Source organism: Sandaracinaceae bacterium (genome assembly GCA_016706685.1).
Classification (GTDB): Bacteria; Myxococcota_A; Polyangia; order Polyangiales; family Houyiibacteriaceae; genus JADJJE01.
In genome coordinates, this window is the sequence record JADJJE010000053.1 from 1 (window position 1) to 16,818 (window position 16,818).

Annotated in this window: 18 protein-coding genes and 1 pseudogene; 17 read left to right on the forward strand and 2 right to left on the reverse strand. The window is 70.3% G+C overall.

Going from position 1 to position 16,818, the window contains the following annotated elements:
- The 12 genes and pseudogenes from IPI43_31890 to IPI43_31945 form a co-directional block, all read left to right on the forward strand.
- On the forward strand, window positions 1-2,714 hold a 2,714-nt coding region (locus tag IPI43_31890; protein MBK7778666.1), incomplete at its 5' end, for a hypothetical protein.
- On the forward strand, window positions 2,639-3,826 hold the full coding sequence (locus IPI43_31895) for a hypothetical protein (protein ID MBK7778667.1): 1,188 nt from the start codon (window positions 2,639-2,641) through the stop codon (window positions 3,824-3,826). The genes IPI43_31890 and IPI43_31895, both read left to right, overlap by 76 nt.
- A gap of 337 nt (window positions 3,827-4,163) precedes the next feature.
- Window positions 4,164-4,373, forward strand: coding sequence for a DUF1738 domain-containing protein (locus IPI43_31900; GenBank protein MBK7778668.1), 210 nt, complete (start codon window positions 4,164-4,166; stop codon window positions 4,371-4,373).
- A 9-nt stretch (window positions 4,374-4,382) separates the two neighbouring features.
- On the forward strand, window positions 4,383-4,721 hold the full coding sequence (locus tag IPI43_31905) for a transposase (GenBank protein MBK7778669.1): 339 nt from the start codon (window positions 4,383-4,385) through the stop codon (window positions 4,719-4,721).
- Window positions 4,718-5,032 carry an IS66 family insertion sequence element accessory protein TnpB gene (gene tnpB / locus IPI43_31910; protein MBK7778670.1) on the forward strand — a complete coding sequence of 105 codons (315 nt, stop codon included), beginning with the start codon at window positions 4,718-4,720 and terminating at the stop codon, window positions 5,030-5,032. Before IPI43_31905 ends, tnpB begins: the two co-directional genes overlap by 4 nt.
- Window positions 5,033-5,063: 31 nt before the next feature.
- Window positions 5,064-6,674 carry an IS66 family transposase gene (locus tag IPI43_31915; GenBank protein ID MBK7778671.1) on the forward strand — a complete coding sequence of 537 codons (1,611 nt, stop codon included), beginning with the start codon at window positions 5,064-5,066 and terminating at the stop codon, window positions 6,672-6,674.
- Between the two features lie 128 nt (window positions 6,675-6,802).
- Window positions 6,803-7,486 (forward strand): hypothetical protein, encoded by a 684-nt coding sequence (locus tag IPI43_31920; protein ID MBK7778672.1) that lies wholly within the window; start codon window positions 6,803-6,805, stop codon window positions 7,484-7,486.
- A 138-nt stretch (window positions 7,487-7,624) separates the two neighbouring features.
- Complete coding sequence (locus IPI43_31925; protein MBK7778673.1) at window positions 7,625-8,038, forward strand: pentapeptide repeat-containing protein; 414 nt, start codon at window positions 7,625-7,627, stop codon at window positions 8,036-8,038.
- Window positions 8,035-8,484, forward strand: a pseudogene (locus tag IPI43_31930) (pentapeptide repeat-containing protein). Before IPI43_31925 ends, IPI43_31930 begins: the two are co-directional and overlap by 4 nt.
- 135 nt (window positions 8,485-8,619) lie before the next feature.
- On the forward strand, window positions 8,620-9,027 hold the full coding sequence (locus IPI43_31935) for a pentapeptide repeat-containing protein (protein ID MBK7778674.1): 408 nt from the start codon (window positions 8,620-8,622) through the stop codon (window positions 9,025-9,027).
- 40 nt (window positions 9,028-9,067) lie between these two features.
- The gene (locus IPI43_31940) at window positions 9,068-9,988 is read left to right on the forward strand and encodes a pentapeptide repeat-containing protein (protein ID MBK7778675.1); all 921 of its coding nucleotides are present in this window, start codon (window positions 9,068-9,070) and stop codon (window positions 9,986-9,988) included.
- Window positions 9,989-10,020: 32 nt separating this feature from the next.
- Window positions 10,021-10,869, forward strand: coding sequence for a hypothetical protein (locus IPI43_31945; protein MBK7778676.1), 849 nt, complete (start codon window positions 10,021-10,023; stop codon window positions 10,867-10,869).
- Between the two features lie 21 nt (window positions 10,870-10,890).
- Here the strand turns inward: IPI43_31945 and IPI43_31950 are convergent, their stop codons facing one another.
- The gene (locus tag IPI43_31950) at window positions 10,891-11,817 is read right to left on the reverse strand and encodes a hypothetical protein (protein MBK7778677.1); all 927 of its coding nucleotides are present in this window, start codon (window positions 11,815-11,817) and stop codon (window positions 10,891-10,893) included.
- Between the two features lie 173 nt (window positions 11,818-11,990).
- On the opposite strand from IPI43_31950, the gene IPI43_31955 reads away from it, so the two are divergent.
- From IPI43_31955 to IPI43_31975, 5 genes are all read left to right on the forward strand, one after another.
- Window positions 11,991-12,227, forward strand: coding sequence for a hypothetical protein (locus tag IPI43_31955; protein MBK7778678.1), 237 nt, complete (start codon window positions 11,991-11,993; stop codon window positions 12,225-12,227).
- 86 nt (window positions 12,228-12,313) lie between these two features.
- Window positions 12,314-13,027 carry a sigma-70 family RNA polymerase sigma factor gene (locus IPI43_31960; GenBank protein MBK7778679.1) on the forward strand — a complete coding sequence of 238 codons (714 nt, stop codon included), beginning with the start codon at window positions 12,314-12,316 and terminating at the stop codon, window positions 13,025-13,027.
- On the forward strand, window positions 13,024-14,568 hold the full coding sequence (locus tag IPI43_31965) for an AgmX/PglI C-terminal domain-containing protein (protein MBK7778680.1): 1,545 nt from the start codon (window positions 13,024-13,026) through the stop codon (window positions 14,566-14,568). The genes IPI43_31960 and IPI43_31965 overlap by 4 nt, the downstream gene beginning before the upstream one ends.
- A 352-nt stretch (window positions 14,569-14,920) precedes the next feature.
- A complete protein-coding gene (locus IPI43_31970) occupies window positions 14,921-15,058 on the forward strand; it encodes a hypothetical protein (GenBank protein ID MBK7778681.1) in 138 nt (45 codons plus the stop codon).
- Between the two features lie 64 nt (window positions 15,059-15,122).
- Window positions 15,123-16,196: a polysaccharide deacetylase family protein gene (locus IPI43_31975; GenBank protein MBK7778682.1), complete on the forward strand. Its 1,074-nt coding sequence runs from the start codon at window positions 15,123-15,125 to the stop codon at window positions 16,194-16,196.
- On the opposite strand, the gene IPI43_31980 is transcribed toward IPI43_31975, so the two are convergent.
- The gene (locus IPI43_31980) at window positions 16,183-16,818 is read right to left on the reverse strand and encodes a tRNA (guanine-N7)-methyltransferase (protein ID MBK7778683.1); all 636 of its coding nucleotides are present in this window, start codon (window positions 16,816-16,818) and stop codon (window positions 16,183-16,185) included. The two genes, IPI43_31975 and IPI43_31980, sit on opposite strands and share 14 nt — an antisense overlap.

Genomic DNA, 16,818 nt, shown 5'->3' on the forward strand with positions numbered 1-16,818 from the left:
ACGACGACGAAGACCCCGAGACGGCCTGCGTGGCGTGGACGGTCTGTCGCGCTGGTGAGTACGCGAGCGCGGCCGGCACGGAGGAGGCGGACCGCGAGTGCGCGGCGTGTGCCGTGGGCGAATACTCGGTGAACCTCAACGCCACGAGCTGTAGCCCGTGGACCGCGTGCGTGGCTGGCCAGTACGTGAGCGCGGCGGGCACTGCGGCCAGCGATCGGACGTGCACGGGGTGCACGAGCGGCACGTTCAGCGCGAGCGGCGACGCCTCGGGCTGCACGGCCTGGACCGAGTGCGTGGCCGGGGAGTACGTGAGCACGGCCGGTGGCGTGAGCACCGACCAGGCGTGCACGGTGTGCGCCACGGGGACGTACACCTCGGGCCCCAACCAGGCCTTGTGCGTGCCGCTGACCGGCTGCGCGCCCGGGACGGTGCAGACGGCACCGGCCACGATGACGACGCCGGCCGTGTGTGCCGCGTGCAGCGCCGGGCAGTACTGCGCGGGCGGCGAGTTCGCGGCCGTGGCGTGCGACGACGGCGACGGCACGTGGGACCACGATGGAAGCCCGGCGACCGCGTGCGTGGCCCGCACCACTTGCTCCACAGGGACCTATGTCTCGGCCGAAGGCGGCGCGACCTCCGACCGCAGCTGCACGGCCTGTGCGAGCGGGAGCTACAGCAACACCACGAACGCGACCGCCTGCACGGCGTATACGACTTGCGTGGCTGGCGAGTACGTGGGCACGGTAGGGACGGCGACGAGCGACCAGGTCTGCACCGCCTGCGACGACGGTGAGTACAGCGACACGACCGACGCGGCGAGCTGCAGCACCTGGCGCACGTGCACCGCAGGGCAGTACGTCACTGGCGCAGGCAGCGACACGGCGGACCGCACCTGCGGCGGGTGCGCGAGCGGCTCCTACAGCGACACCACGAACGCGACCGCCTGTACGGCGTACAGCACATGTGTGGCCGGTGAGTACGTCACCGTGCCGGGCAGCACCATGAACGACCGCGCGTGCGGCACGTGTGCCAACGGCACGTACACCTCTGGGCCCAACCAGACCACGTGCGTGCCCGTGGGCTCGTGCGCGCCGGGCACGGTGCAGACCGCCCCCGGCACCATGATGGCGCCCCCGGTGTGCGCGGACTGCGACCCCGGCGAGTACTGCGCCGGCGGCACGGCGGCGGCTGTGGCGTGCGACGACGGCGACGGCACGTGGGACGACGACAGCGACCCGGCGACCGCGTGCGCCGAGCGCACCACTTGTGCGACCGGCAGCTACGTCGCGTCCGAGGGTGACGCGACCACCGACCGCACGTGCACCGCCTGCGCGCTGGGCCGCTACAGCAGCACCCTGAACGCGCCCAGCTGCAGCACGTGGACTATCTGCGTGGCGGGCCAGTCCATCGGCACCGTGGGGAGCGCGACGGCGGACCGCGTGTGCAGCACGTGCGCCGACGGCAGCTTCAGCACCATGGACAACGCACCCAGCTGCACCGCATGGCAGACCTGCGTGCCCGGGCAGTACGAAGCCACCGAGGGCAGCCCGAGCGCAAACCGCGTGTGCACGGGCTGCAGTAGCGGCAGCTTCAGCATCAGCAACAACGCGGCGAGCTGCACCTTGTGGCAGACCTGCGTGGCGGGTCGCTACGTGAGCAACACTCCGTCCGACACGGTGGACCAGGTCTGCATGGACTGCGCCGTCGGGACCTACACCGCCATGCCCAACCTCTCCATGTGCCTGGCCCACGGCATGTGCCCCGCCGGCACCGTGCAGAGCGCCGCGGGCACCACCACGGCACCGCCGGTGTGCGACGCATGCAGCCTGGGCGAGTACTGCGCGGGCCACACAACAGCGGCCGTCGCCTGCGGCGGTAACACCTGGGACCACGACGGGAGCCCCGCCACCGCGTGCGCCACGCGCACCGACTGCGCGGCAGGCCAGTCCGTGGTGAGCGACGGCAACGCGACCACGAACCGCACCTGCGCAGCCTGCACGGGGGAGCACCTACAGCACCGCGACGAACGCGCCGAACTGCACCCCGTGGGCCGTGTGCGCGGCGGGGACCTACGTGAGCACTCCGGGGAGCGTCTCGGTCAACCGGGCGTGCATGCCCTGCGCGTTGGGGGAGTACTCCGCCAACCCGAACCAAATGATGTGCATGGCGCACGGCTCGTGCCCCGCCGGCACCGTGCAGAGTGCGGCGGGGACCAGCATGGCGCCGCCCGTGTGCGATGCATGCAGCGCGGGTCAGTACTGCGCGGGCGGCACCACCGCAGCAGTGACCTGCGGCGGCATCACGTGGGACAACGACGGGAACCCGGCGACGGCGTGTGGGGCCCGCACAAACTGCGTGGCCGGGCAGTCCGTGGTGAGCGACGGCAACGCGACCACGAACCGCACCTGCACGGCCTGCACGGCGGAGACCTACAGTACGGCGATGAACGCACCGAGCTGCACCGCATGGGCGGTGTGCGCGGCGGGTGCCTACGTGAGCACACCGGGGAGCGCTGCGATCAACCGGGCGTGCACGCCGTGCTCCACGGGGGAGTACTCCACCGATCCGAACCAGGCGATGTGCACACCATGGCAGGTGTGCGACGGGGTACGTGGAAGGTGATGCCGGCTCGCCAACCATGGACCGGACGTGTGTGCCGGAGGCATGGACGCGGCAGTTTGGGAGCGCGAGTGAGGACTTTGCCTGGTCGGTGAGCGTGGGCAGCGACGGCAGCGTGCTGGTCGCGGGGTACACGCAAGGCACCCTTCCGGGGCAATCGAGCGCAGGCTTCCAGGACGCATTTGTGCGGAAGTATGATGCGGCGGGCACCGAGGTCTGGACGCGTCAGTTTGGGAGCGCGAGCTACGACGCCGCCTATTCGGTGAGCGTGGGCAGCGACGGCAGCGTGCTGGTCGCGGGGTTGACGGGCGGCACCCTTCCGGGGCAATCGAGCGCAGGCGGCCAGGATGCGTTTGTGCGGAAGTACGATGCGGCGGGCGCCGAGGTCTGGACGCGCCAGTTTGGGAGCGCGAGCTACGAGGAGGCCCGGTCGGTGAGCCTGGGCAGCGACGGCAGCGTGCTGGTCGCGGGGTACACGGACGGCACCTTTCCAGGGCAATCGAGCGCAGGCCAGTACGACTCTTTTGTGCGGAAGTACGATGCGGCGGGCGCCGAGGTCTGGACGCGCCAGTTTGGGAGCGCGACCTTCGACATCGCCTATTCGGTGAGCGTGGGCAGCGACGGGAGCGTGCTGGTCGCGGGGTACACGGAAGGCACCCTTCCGGGGCAAACCAACGCAGGGGCCAGAGATGCGTTTGTGCGGAAGTACGATGCGGCGGGCGCCGAGGTCTGGACGCGGCAGTTTGGGAGCGCAGGCGGTGACAACGCCGTGTCGGTGAGCGTGGGCAGCGACGGCAGCGTGCTGGTCGCGGGGTACACGCTCGGAGACGCGTTTGTGCGGAAGTACGATGCGGCGGGCGCCGAGGTCTGGACGCGCCAGTTTGGGAGCGCCAACTTCAACTTCGACCTGGCGCGGTCGGTGAGCGTGGGTGGCGATGGCAGCGTGCTGGTCGCGGGCTACACAGGTGGCAGCTTGCCGGGACAAGCCAGCGCAGGAGTCGACGACGCGTTTGTGCGGAAGTACGATGCGGCGGGCGCCGAGGTCTGGACGCGGCAGTTTGGGACCGCGAGCACCGACCAGGCCCAGTCGGTGAGCGTGGGCAGCGACGGGAGCGTGCTGGTCGCGGGCTGGACGGACGGCACCCTCGCGGGGCAATCGAGCGCAGGCGGCCGGGACGCATTCGTGATGAAACTGGCTGAGCCGTGAGCTGAGCCGCAGCCTGACCGGACTGGAGGTACTCGCCGACGTCGTCGATGCCACGAGCGGTGGCGGGGGGCGGCAGCGACCCGCCTGCACGTGGTCAGCGTGGCCGCGCTTGCGGTGTCGGGCGGACCCTCCCATCGCGCCTTCGACTCGGACGCCCCGTGCTTGCACGGGGTGAGGGCTCGCGCGGGGGCGACCTGCTCTGCAGGCGAGATTCGGTTCCCTCGCTCTGCTCGGCGCGCGGGGCGCGCAGAATCTCGACCCCCGCCCTTCCCCCTCATCGATAGGAGCGATTCGGGCTCGCCGTGGACGTCACCGCAACACCGTCCCCGAGGCCCACGTGTCCCAGTCCGATTCCGCCTACAGCAAGGTCACTGACCGCATCCTCGAAGCCCTCGAGAGCGCCGACCCCACCCAGTGGTCACGACCCTGGGTCACCGAGGGGCCCGCCCGCAACGCCTTCTCGAACCGCCCCTACGCAGGCGGCAACGCCATCGTCCGTATCCGTTCGGTGAATCGCGTTCCTGACGGGGGATCCCCGAGCGCCTAAGTTCACGGCATGCAGAAGCCCCGGACGCGCGAGGAGCGCATGGCGATCATCGCGGACTTGCGCGCGAGCGGACTCCCCCGAGCGACGTACGCGCGGCAGCACGGACTCAGCGAAGCGACCCTTCGGATGTGGACGAGGCGCCTGAAGGAGGAGCTGAACGACTCGTTGCTGAGCGCTGCCCCGCCTCGCATCGACGCCTCGTTCATTGAACTCGCCCTCCCGTCGCTGCTCACGGCCGCGCCCGCGTCCATCGAGGTGACACTGGGAGGCGCCACCGTGCGCGTGCCGACCGGCGCGGACGCCGACACACTCGGGCGGATCTTCGCGGCGCTCCGGGGTGCGGCGTGATCCCCTCGTCGGTCCGCATCTTCGTGTGCCAGGAGCCACAGGACATGCGGCGCTCGTTCGATGGTCTCGCGCTGGCCGCTCAGCAGCACCTGGGTGAGGACCCGCAGAGCGGCGCGCTCTTCGTCTTCACCAACAAGCGGTCCTCGCGAATCAAAGTCTTGTGGTTCGACCGCAACGGGTACTGCTTGCTGTACAAGCGCCTCCACAAGGCGCGCTTCGAACTCCCCGAGGCACGGGTAATCGATGGCGCCGAACTCGGTAGAGTGCTTCGCGGAAGCCCGATTTCGCGTTCCGACGCGAATCGTTCTTGACGAGAGATCGAGCATCGATCACCACAGGCGGGTGACGGATCTCGCCGGCCTCATCGAACGCCTCGACGAGCTGCAACGTGGGCAGGACGCGATTCGTAGGGCGCTCCAACAGGCTGAGTCGGAGCGCGAGCGAGCTCGCGAGGAGCGGGACCGCTTCAAGGCTCTGTACCTCGAGATGCTGGAGCGGAACCGCAAGCTCGAGCGCGGGCTGATGGGCCAGCAGCGTGAGCGCGCGACGTCCGAGAGCCAGCTCACGCTCGACGTCCTGTCGGCGATGCTGGGCGAGCGCGCGGCAGCAGACATCGATGCGCTTCAGGGGCCAGAGGAGCCCGAAGAGAAGAAGCCTCGCAAGAAGGGTCACGGGCGCAAGCCGCTCCCAGAAGACCTGCCGCGGGTGGACATCGAAATCATCCCCGACGAGGTGCAGCGCGCCGGGCTCGACGCGTTCGAGCGCATCGGCGAAGAGGTGACCGAGGTCCTCGAGCGTCGGCCCGGGTCGATGGTCATCGCGCGCATCATCAAGCCGAAGTTCGTGCGCAAGGACCGCGAGCCGAACGCGCCCACCGAGGTGCACGTCGGGCAGACGCCGTCGCTCCCGATTCCGCGCAGCGTCGCGGGTCCCGGCTTGCTGGCGGACACGCTCGTGCGTCGCTGGCAGGACCACATGCCGCTGCACCGCCTCGAGCAGATGTACGCGCGCGAGGGCGTCGAGATGGCACGCTCGACCATCTGTGGCTGGCACGAGCAGCTGAGGCCGCTGGTGGAGCCACTCATCGCCGCGATGCGCGCCGAGGCGTTCACGGCCCCCTACCTCTGCACCGACGCCACTGGCGTGTTGGTGCAAGCAAAGGAGCAGTGCCGCCGCGGACACTTCTGGGTGCTCATCGACCCTGGAAGACACGTGCTCTTCGAGTACACGCGCAACCACACCAACGACGCGGTCGACTCGTTGCTGGCTGGCTACGAAGGCTATCTCGTGGCCGACGCGCACGTGGTCTACGACCATCTCTACGAACGCGGCGATATCGTGGAGGTGAACTGCTGGGCCCACAGCCGCAGGTACTTCTTCAAGGCGATGGCGTCCGACCCCGAGCGCGCGGGCCAAGCGCTGCGCATGCAGGGGCTGCTGTTCAAGATCGAGCGCAGCATCAAGGACGCGCCCCGCAAGAAGCGCGAAGCCATCCGGCAGAAGCACTCGGCGCCTGTCGTCGAACGCTTTTTCTCCTGGTGCGACGCCGAGTGGGAGCGCGCCCTCGAAGACACTCCGATGTACGCCGCGCTCCGCTACGCCCGGAACCAGCGCGTGGGCCTGCAGCGCTTCCTCGCCGACGGTCGCCTGCCGCTCGAGAACAACATCAGCGAGCGCGAGCTCCGCCGGCAGGCCGTCGGCCGCAAGAACTGGCTCTTCGTGGGCAGCGACGACGCTGCTCACGTGAACGCTGCCTTCACCACGCTCCTCGCCAGCTGCCGCATGGTGGGCGTCGAGCCTTGGGAGTACCTGCGCGACCTCTTCTGCCTGCTTCCGGCCTGGCCCGCTCACCGCGTCCTCGAGCTGGCGCCGGCGTACTGGGCCGGCACGCGCGAACGCGAGGACGTGGTCGCCATGCTCGCTGCGGACCCCTACCGCGCCGCCACTCTCTGAGCACTGGGCGCCCGTCGGGCTGAAGCGCGGTCGTCAAGGACGCGATTCACCGAACGGATACCATCGTCCTCGGCCTCTACGGCCTCCTCGCCGGCTACAGCGACCCCCGCTGGGCCACCTTCCAGCAGGTGAAGCGCGCTGGTGGCACCGTCACCAAGGGCATGAAGGGCTGGCCGGTCCTGCTCTACAAGCGCGTCTCGAAGAGCGCCGCCAGCGACCAGGACGACACCGGCTACTTCATCGTCCGGCAGTTCACGGTCTTCAACGTCGTCGCCCAGACCACCGGCATCGAGCTGCCCACGCACACCGCCCGCGAGCACGTCCCGACCGACGCCGAGCTCATCCTCGAGCACTCCGGCGCCGAGTTCCGCCGAGCCGACCGCGCGGCCTACGTCCCGAGCAACGACGAGATCCTCCTACCCGCCCCCGAGGCCTTCCTCACCGCCGACGCCTACTACTCGGTCGCCTTCCATGAGCTGACGCACTGGACGGGCGCACCCCACCACCTCGGCCGGGATCACTCGGGCACCTTCGGGTCACCCGCCTACGCGCGCGAAGAGCTCATCGCCGAGCTCGGGAGCGCCATGGTCGCCTCCCGCTTCGGCATCGACTACACGGCCGAGAACGCCAACTACACAGCCAACTGGCTCATCCCCCTCGGGCGCGACCCGAAGCAGCTCATCGCCGTCACCCGGGACGCCGCGAAGGCAGCCGACTACCTCTACCGGCGGGCCTTCCCCGACACCGAGGCGCAGCCGTCGGAGGGCAACCAAGGCAACCAGGACGACCAGGACCTCGAGGCGGCGGCGTGAGCCTCGAGCGGCATCGGGCTCGACGCGTAGAGGCAACCCGGCTTCGATGTGGTGCGCGCCCTGGGCCTCTGGGATGCCGCGCACCGGGCCGCCTTCCTCTGGTGGGCCCGCGTCAGTCTGTCTAAGCACGCACTCCCCATGAGTCGTGACCCCATCGCGCAGACCCACAGGAGCCCTCGCGAACGGGGCATGGTGGAAGGGTGGTTGCCAACCGGTCGTTTGCAGCCGACCTTCGGTTGCATGTTGTCCTCCCGTTTGGCTTCTTCGCTGGCGCTCGCGTGCGCTGCGTCATTCATGCTGGCCTGTGGACGCGGCGATGCCGAAGACTGCACCGTTCGAGGGCCAGATGCATATCTTCGAGGGTGCGACCTGACCAACGCGGACCTGACCAACGCGGACCTGACCAACGCGAACCTGTTCAGCGCGGACCTGACCGGCGCGGACCTGACCGACGCGAACCTGCGCTACGCGAACCTGCGCTACGCGAACCTGCGCGGCGCGGACCTGACCGGCGCGAACCTGACCGGCGCGGACCTGACAACGCGAACCTGACCGGCGCGAACCTGACCGGCGTGAACCTGACCGGCGCGGACCTGACCAACGCGAACCTGACCGGCGCGAGCCTGGCCGGCGCGGACCTGGCCGGCGCGTTCCTGGGCAGCGCGAACCTGACCGACGCGGACCTGACCGGCGCGAACCTGTACGGTGTCCGCTCGCGCGGCATCGTGGGTGTGCCCGCATTGCCAAGCGGGTACCGGATCACCAACGGGTACCTGGTCGGACAGCGCGTGAACCTGAGCGGCGCGGACCTGAGCGGCGCGAACCTGAGCGGCGCGGACCTGAGCGGCGCGGACTTGACCGGCGCGAACCTGTTCGAAGCGGACCTGAGCGGCGCGAACCTGAGCGACGCGGACCTGACCAGCGCGTTCCTGGGCCGCGCGAACCTGTCCAACGCGAACCTGACCAACGCCAATCTAACCGGAGCGATCCTGGACGGTGTCAGATCGGGCGGCATCGTGGGTGTGCCCGCGGCATTGCCGAGCGGGTACCGGTTGATCAACGGGTACCTGGCCGGACCGATCGCGGACCTGAGCGGCGCGGACCTGAGCGGCGCGGACCTGACCGGCGCGGTCCTGTACTACGCGGACCTGACCGGCGCGGACCTGAGCGGCGCGGACCTGACCGGCGCGTACCTGAGCGGCGCGTACCTGACCGGCGCGACCCTGACCAACGCGGAGCTGACCGGCGTCAGCTCGAGCGGCATCGTGGGTGTGCCCGCGGCATTGCCGAGCGGGTACCGGTTGATCAACGGGTACCTGGTCGGACCGGGCGCGGACCTGACCGGCGCGATCCTGACCAACGCGAACCTGACCGGCGCGGACCTGGGCTACGCGACCCTGACCGGCGCGGTCCTGATCAACGCGAACCTGTCCGACGCGGACCTGTCCGACGCGAACCTGAGCGACGCGACCCTGACCGGCGCGATTTGGTCCAACACCACCTGTCCCAACGGCACGGTTCAGAGCACGCCCTGCCAGTGACCGCGCGCTAGCGGGAAGCTACGTCCACGCGCGCAGCCGGGTGGCCGACCGGGCCGCCTACGTCCCCAGCAACGACGAGATCCTCCTGCCCTGTCGTGAAGCGTTCATCACCGCGGACGGCTGCTACTCGGTCGCCTGCCAGGAGCTCGCCCACTCGACGGGTGCACCCCACCGCCGTCCGTCTAAGCACGCACTTCCCATGGGTCGTGACGCCATCGCGCAGACCCACAGGAGCCCTTGTGAACGGGACATGGTGACAAGTGGTTTGCAGCTGGATTTCGTCCAGCCCACATTCGGTCGCATGTCCTCGTCTCGTTTGGTTTCTTCTCAGGCGCTCGCGTGCGCTGTGTCACTCGTGATGGCCTGCGGAGGTTCCGACGGTGCTCCGCAGCCGGGCACCGATGCGGGCACGGATGCGGGCACGGATGCGGGCACCGATGCCGTCGACTGCACCGTTCGAGGGCCAAATGCATATCTTCGAGGGTGCGACCTGAACGGTGCGGACCTGGCCGGAGCGGACCTGAGGAACGCGAACCTGACCGACGCGGACCTGAGGAACGCGAACCTGACCCTGGCGGACCTGGGCGGCGCGAACCTGACCGGCGCGAACCTGGACCGCGTCGTCTCGGGCGGCATCGTGGGCGTGCCTGCGGCATTGCCAAGCGGGTACCAGATCATCAACGGGTACCTGGTCGGACCGGGCGCGGACCTGTCCGACGCGAACCTGGCCGGCGCGGACCTGACCGGCGCGGACCTGACCGGCGCGGGCCTGGCCGGCGCGAACCTGACCGGCGCGGACCTGACCGACGCGGACCTGACCGACGCGAGCCTGTTCGAAGCGGACCTGACCGACGCGGTGCTGGCCGGCGCGGACCTGACCGGCGCGGACCTGGGCGGCGCGGTGTGGTCCAACACCACCTGTCCCAACGGCGCGGTTCAGAGCACGCCCTGCCCGCAGTGACCGCGCTGTAGCGGGCAGCTAGCTTGCCGGTCATGACTTCCTCTTCCTTGTTTCGACGCTTGGTTCCCCTGCTCCTCTTCGTCCCCGGCTGCGGAGGCAGCCCCGCCGAAGACGGCCCGCCGCTGCGCATCCTGATCGTGGACGAGACGGGCGTGCCGGCCCTCGCGCGGCGCGTGCTCTACCAGCCGCAGCCGGCCGATGCCTTCTGGCTCAGCGCGACCGCGGCCACCTGCGAGAGCGGTGAGCCGCCCTGCTCCACGTGGCTGATCACCACGCCGATCACCGAGCGCATCGCCGTGACGGCGGACCGCACCACCGAGGCCACGCCCACCGAGGCGTGCCAGCCCTACGCGTCCACGTTCGCCATCGTGCACCCGGGCACGCGCGAGGTGCCGAGCCAGGAGCTGCACCTGACCCTGCCCACCTACGGCACGTACTGCATCAACGGCGACACGGGCCGCGCGATCGTGAACGTGGAGCACGACGAGGCCGTGGACGACACGGACACCCTGGCGCTGCCCGAGCCCGCCACAGGGGCCATCACGGTGTCGCTGGTGGACCTGAACGGCGACGCTGTCCCGGGCACGCAAGCGGCCTGGTACTACCACCCGGAAGGCACGGAGTACGACGGCGAGCACCCGCTGCTGTGCGCCGACGTGCGCTGCGAGACGTGGGTGGTCGACGAAGACGACGCGCCGCGCGCGGGCACGGTGTTCTTCACCGCGAGCTACGCGGGCCCGCTGAACCCGTTCTTGCAGCAAGGCTGGGTGGGCTACGACGGCGCACCGTTCGAGCTCGCGGCGGGCGACCAGGGCGGACTCGCGCCGCGCACGATCACGCTGACGCTGTCCACCGAAGACGAGGGCGCCACCGGCGGCTGAGCGCGGCCTTGCCCCGCCGCGTCAGCGCTGCGCGAAGGGCGCCATCAGCTCCACCAGGCGGCGCACCGTCTCGTCGATCATGAAGGCGTTGGCCTCCGGGAACTCGGGCATCACGCCGAGGCAGCCGCCGCTGGTGGCGCCCCACTCCATGCAGAAGAAGCCGCCGATGGACGTGGTGCCGCAGCGCGTGCCGTCGTCCTGGCCGTAGATGATGAAGTTGGAGCTGTACTGCCGCGAGTACTGCGCGCGGTAGGGGCCACGCGGGAACGTGACCGGCTCGGGCAAGAGGTCGCTGGCGCGCAGGGTCAGCTCGCCGGCCCACAGAATGTCGCCGGTCGCGGTGGACACCAGCGCCACGTCCAGCAGCACCTCGAGCGGCTGGATGCGCAGCGGCTCGCACATGGCGGGCCCGGGGAAGTACGCCACGGGGCGGTCGGTGTAGCCAACGGTGGACGACCGCACGAGCAGCGCGAGCGACGCGTCGATGCGCGGGCCCACCTCCATGGCCAGCTGGAGCAGCGTGGCGCCTCCCTGCTGCGCGGCCAGCGCTTCGAAGCGGGCCGACACCTCGGGCTGTGACAGGGCCGACGTGAGCGTGTCCTCCGCGATGGGCTGGAGCCCCGCGTCCAGCAGGTGGCGCTCGAAGGCGGCGGCCACCGTGGAGTACTCCGGGATGACGGCCTGCCCTTGCTCGACCGCCTGCGCCAGGTTCTCGTCGATCTTGTCGGCGTCGGCCGCGAAGCTGGGCGCCACGATGGCGAGATACGAAGGCGTGACCACGAAGACCCGCCCATTGCCCACACCGAACGGTTGGTTGGTGTGCCGCGGCGCCGCCGAGGCCGTGGGGTACCCAACGGCCAGCACGGTGGTCATGGGGGTGCAGCCCGCTTGGAGTAGCAAGAGGGCCACCAGGATGGCGAGGAGGAATGCGGGGACGCCGTGTCTCATGTCCGGATTTTTACCATCACAGCGCCCCTCGATGCGAGCGCCTCTGCTGGTGTGGATCGTGCTTGGGGTGTGGGTTGTCGGCGAAAATGCCGAGCAAGACGACGATCGGCGGCGCTCCACTCGTTCATTCCGATGGATGGACGCCCCCGCACAGAACGAAAGCGGATCCTTCCATGAGCACCCTTCCCCAGTTCCTCCGGACGCTCGCCCTCACGCTGGGCCTGGCCCTGCCCCTCTCCGTCTTGGCGGGCTGCGAACCCGACACCCCGGCCGAAGAAGTGGGCGAGGCGGTCGAGGACGTCCTCGATGGGCGCGACACCCCTGCAGAGAACGCCGCCGAAGCGATTGAAGACACGGCCGATGACGTGGGGCGCAGCGTCGAGCGGGCCACCGACACCGACATGAATTGACGCGCCACAGCATGGACCCCGTGGGGGGTGTTTCCGATCGCGTTGAACTGCGGCACCCTGGTGGGCAACGAACCGGAACCGCTGCGATGCGCATCACTCCCACCTACCCCGAGCTGATCTCTGCCGGCGCCGCCGAGCTGACGCTGGGTGATCGCGTCAGCGGGCTGGACCCGCTGGTGCGGCGCGCCCAGGAGGGCGACGCCGGCGCGTTCCGCGAGCTGTTCGCGCTGCACAAGGACCGCGTGGCCTCCATCGTGTTCCGCTTCCTGGGGCAGAGCTCCGACGTGGACGACGTGGTGCAGGAGGTGTTCCTGCACGTGCACCGCAGCCTGCCGCGCTTTCGCGGGGACTCGCGCTTCACCACGTGGCTCTACCGGCTGACGGCCAACGTCACCAAGATGCACCTGCGGCGCCGCGCATCGCGCCCCCGCGTGGTGGACGTGGAGGTGCCCGACCTGCCGCGCCACGCCGAGCCGCCCGAGGGACCCGACGACGCCCTCGCCCGGCAGCTGCGTGTGCGCGCGCTCTACCGGCTGCTGGAGCGCCTGTCCGAGAAGAAGCGCATGGTGCTGGTGCTGCACGACCTCGAGGGCCTCCCGGCGGCCGAGATCGCCGAGGTGGTGGAGGCCCCGATCATGACGGTGCGCACGCGCCTCTTCTATGCGCGGCGCGACCTGTACGCCATGTTCGAAGAGGAGCCCACGCTCGCGTCTCTGGTGCACGAGCTGAGCGCGCCGCTGCGCGGGCAGCCGGCCCGCCGGTCCGAGACCGTGTCGGCCGTGGCGGAGGACGAGTCATGAGCGCCCACCAGCCCAAGTGGAACGCGCTGCACGCGCTCGACCAGGGCCAGCTCTCGGCCGAGGGCGAGCGCCGGTTGCGGGCACACCTTGCGGGCTGTCCCGAGTGCACGCGGGCCTTCGCGGCCATGTCGCTCTACGCGGGCGCCAAGGCCGAGGTGCAACAGCAGCGCGTGGGCCTGGCACCCGATGCGTGGGAGCGGCTGTCGCGCGCCATCGAGCGTGACGCCGCGCAAGTGCCCGCAGGCGAGCCCGCCGAAGAGGAGGACCTGGCGAGCGCGTACGAGCGCATCAGCACCGAGGTGCGCCTCACGCCGGCGCCGCCCATCGCCGCCAACATGGCGGACCGCGTCTTGGAGCTCCGCGCGCGAGAGCACCAAGACCGCGCGTGGTCGTGGGCCGCCACGCTGGCGGCGGCCGCGTGCTTTGCGCTGGCCACCCAGCTCTTCGGGGCAGGCCATGTCGGGCACGGTGGGTCTCGGGCACCGGAGGTCGCCACCCACCACGCGGTGCCCCCGGAGACCGAGGCCAGCGCTCCCGTGGTGGAGGCTCCGGCCCTGGACATCCACGTGCGCGCCATGAGCGGCACCCCGCGCACGGACGAGACCCCGCTTCGCCTCGGCACACGCGTGCAAGAGGGTCAGCGCTGCGAGACCGGCGAGCACGACAGCGCGCACTTCAGCGTGGGCGAGAACTCGGGCTTCGCCCTGAGCGCCGAGGGCGTGGCCGTGGTCACCCGTGCGCGTCTCGACGGCGTGCTGCTCACACTGGAGCGCGGGGCCCTGAGCTCGAGCGTGGCCAGTGGCACGCCCTACAGCGTGCTCGCGCCGCCCTATGCGTTCGAGGTGCGCGGCACGCGCTTCTCCGTGGCCCGCCGCACCGATGGCGCCGTGTCCGCGCGCGTGGCCGAGGGCTCCGTGGCCGTCATGCGCGGCGGTGAGGTGCTGGCGCTGCTGGGCCCGGGCGACGAGTGGAGCTCCGCCGGCGCTGGCTTCGCGCCCGAGCCGCACGTGTGGAGCCCGCGGGCCGGTGTCACCCTGCACGTCCCCGCGCCCGAGCGGTCGCCCTTCGTGAGCTTCGAAGCCGACAGCGTGATCTGGGACGCCCACTCGGACGTGGTGCTCACGGTGCGCGAGGGTGCCTCACTGCGGCTCACCTTCTTCGACGCGCGTGGCCGCGCCACGTCCGTGGACACCCGGCCCGTGGCGGAAGGGTCCACCATCGAGGCCCCCGTGCCCTCCCGCTTGGTGCGCGGCCACTTGCCGGCCTCGGTGCTGTCCTCCGTGGTCCGCGCGCATCGTGGGGACCTCGACTTCTGCGTGTCCCGCGCCGTGCGCATGGCGGCGCGCGAGCTGGGCGAGGTGACGCTGCGCCTGACCATCACGCCGGAGGGCGTGGTCAGCGACGTGCAGCTGAGCGGACCGGGCGCCAGCCAGCCGCTGCGCGCGTGCCTGAGCGCCAAGGCGCGCACGTGGGCCTTCCCAAGGCCGGGCGGGAGCCTGCCGGTTCAGACGCAGATGCGCCTGGCGATCTCGCCGCACTGAGCCCGGGAAGTCCGTCGACGCCGAACGTAGACGTAAACGTAAACGTAGACGTACTCGTGCTCGTTGACGTGCTCGTGCTCGTGCTCGTACTCCTGTCCTGACCACCCCCCCCACCGGCTACCGAGACACTTTCGACAGCATCGACAGCATCCGCCACGGTTACTCGACCGGTTCCTCCGGCAATGCGAGAACCCGGCGCGCAATAGTTGGTCGCGTACCTCCGCGTGGCCGCGGGGAACCGTCTTGCACCAGTCTGTGGCAACGGCCGCGAACTCGATGGAGCACCGGTGCACGCCCAGCTTCTGAAAGGTGAGCATGGAGCGGTCTCGGCTTGGGGCGGCGGGAGTTGCTCTTGGTCGAGGTCGATGTCGGCGAGTACGAGCACGAGCACGAGCACGTCAACGAGCACGAGTACGGCTACGACCACGTCTACGTATGCCTGCGTCGACGCGAACGAAACCTCTACGACAACGACCGAGTCGACCGTTGACCACGTTGTCCTACATGTAGTCAGTTTCTTTACACCGGTCGCTCAACCCACGTAGCGTGCGGGCATGTCCATGCGTTCCGTCCTTCGCCGCACCAGCCAAGCGCTGGCCTGCGCGACCGCCCTCGGGAGCGGCGCGGCGCTCGCCCACCTGACTCACGCCGAGGCGCAGAGCGGCACGCGCGAGTGGGCGCCGCGGCAGCCCATCACGCTGACGTCCAGCTCGCGCAGCCGCGCGGACCGCCGCATGGAGAGCCCCTCCCAGGGCGCCACCGAGAGTGGCCAAGAGCTGCCGCTGGGCGTGGCGCCGCCGCCACCCGACCCCTTTGGAGAGCACCTGCGGGACGGCATGGTGATGACGGGCGCCACGCGTCACCGCCTGCTGCTCTTCACGTTCGACGACGGCCCGGAGCTGCGCACCACGCCCACGCTGCTGAACACGCTGGACGAGCTGGGCATCAAGGCCGTGTTCTTCGTGAACGCCACGCGCTTCGACAGCGACTCGCCGCGTGAGGTGGCCCAGGGCGAGCTGCTGAAAGAGATCCTGCGGCGCGGGCACTTCCTGGGGAACCACACCTACCATCACGTCCAGCTGACCGACCTCGACAACGAGGGCATCGCCGACGAGCTGCGCAAGAACGAGGACCACATCTTCCGCATCACCGGTGGGCGGCCCGTGCTGGTGCGGCCTCCGTACGGTGCGTTCTCGCCACGCGTGGCGCGCACGCTCTCGGAGCTGGGCTACACCAGCATGCTGTGGAACCTGGCCACCGGCGACACCATGGTGCGCACGGCCGACGACGTGGCCGCCACGTTCGAGCGCGTGCTGCGCCGCCAAGAGCGCGAGAAGGGCGAGTACGGCGGCATCGTGCTGATGCACGACACGCACGGCTGGAGCATCGAGGGCTTCCCGCGGATCGTGGCCGGGCTGCGTCAGCGCAACTGCGAGCTGCTGGCCAGCGGCGAGGAGCTGTACGACTTCGTGGACGACCCGAGCGTGTTCTACCGCTACCGCGGCGACGCTTCGACCGACACGCTGGTGCCCCCCGTGGAGCCCGACCCCACCTGGCTCGAGGCGCGCCAGGCCACGCTGCGCGAAGAGACCGCCCGGCGCTGCGGCGCCGTGGCTACGCGGGAGTGACGCTGCGCGGGATGCGCCGCGCGAGCACCCGAAAGATGGGCAGGCCGTCTTCCACCGCGCGCAGCTCGCGGTTGGAGCGCGCTCCGAAGGGGTTGGCGTCGATCAGCCCGTCGGTGCCCACCAGCTCGAACGCCGGGTGGGCCCGCAGCGTGTCCACGTAGATCTGCGAGCGGTCGGGGACGTCGGTCTGCACGAAGAACTGGCCGTCATCCACCATGAGCCGCCCGAGCGCGTCCAGCAGCTCGTCGCCCACCACGCGCCGCCGCGTGTGCCGGCGCTTCCACCACGGGTCGGGGAAGTGCACGGACACCTGCTGCACCACCGCGTGATCCGTGGTGCGCGTGAGGATCTCGCGCACGTCGCCGCACAGCACGCGCACGTGCGTGTAGCCCCGCTTCTGGCAGCGCTCCGCCACCTGGTAGGCCAGCTTGGCCTTGATCTCGCACGCCAGCAGCCGCGAGCCCGGCGCCAGCGTGGCGCGCTCGAACACGCTGTTCCCGCGCCCGAAGCCGATGTCCAGCTCGAGGGGCCCGTCGCCCGGCAGGAGCGCACCCAGCGCGAACTCGCCCTCGGGGGCGCGTGGCGCGATGTCGTCGTAGCGACGTGGCGGAGGAGTGCTCAT

What these genes read in the sequence shown, in the direction of transcription:
- IPI43_31895 (MBK7778667.1), top strand. Translation starts at nt 2,639, where the DNA reads ATGGACCGGACGTGTGTGCCGGAGGCATGGACGCGGCAGTTTGGGAGC.
- IPI43_31905 (MBK7778669.1), top strand. Translation starts at nt 4,383, where the DNA reads ATGCAGAAGCCCCGGACGCGCGAGGAGCGCATGGCGATCATCGCGGAC.
- IPI43_31925 (MBK7778673.1), top strand. Translation starts at nt 7,625, where the DNA reads ATGAGTCGTGACCCCATCGCGCAGACCCACAGGAGCCCTCGCGAACGG.
- IPI43_31945 (MBK7778676.1), top strand. Translation starts at nt 10,021, where the DNA reads ATGACTTCCTCTTCCTTGTTTCGACGCTTGGTTCCCCTGCTCCTCTTC.
- IPI43_31950 (MBK7778677.1), bottom strand. Translation starts at nt 11,817, where the DNA reads ATGAGACACGGCGTCCCCGCATTCCTCCTCGCCATCCTGGTGGCCCTC.
- IPI43_31955 (MBK7778678.1), top strand. Translation starts at nt 11,991, where the DNA reads ATGAGCACCCTTCCCCAGTTCCTCCGGACGCTCGCCCTCACGCTGGGC.
- IPI43_31960 (MBK7778679.1), top strand. Translation starts at nt 12,314, where the DNA reads ATGCGCATCACTCCCACCTACCCCGAGCTGATCTCTGCCGGCGCCGCC.
- IPI43_31965 (MBK7778680.1), top strand. Translation starts at nt 13,024, where the DNA reads ATGAGCGCCCACCAGCCCAAGTGGAACGCGCTGCACGCGCTCGACCAG.
- IPI43_31975 (MBK7778682.1), top strand. Translation starts at nt 15,123, where the DNA reads ATGTCCATGCGTTCCGTCCTTCGCCGCACCAGCCAAGCGCTGGCCTGC.
- IPI43_31980 (MBK7778683.1), bottom strand. Translation starts at nt 16,818, where the DNA reads ATGAGCACTCCTCCGCCACGTCGCTACGACGACATCGCGCCACGCGCC.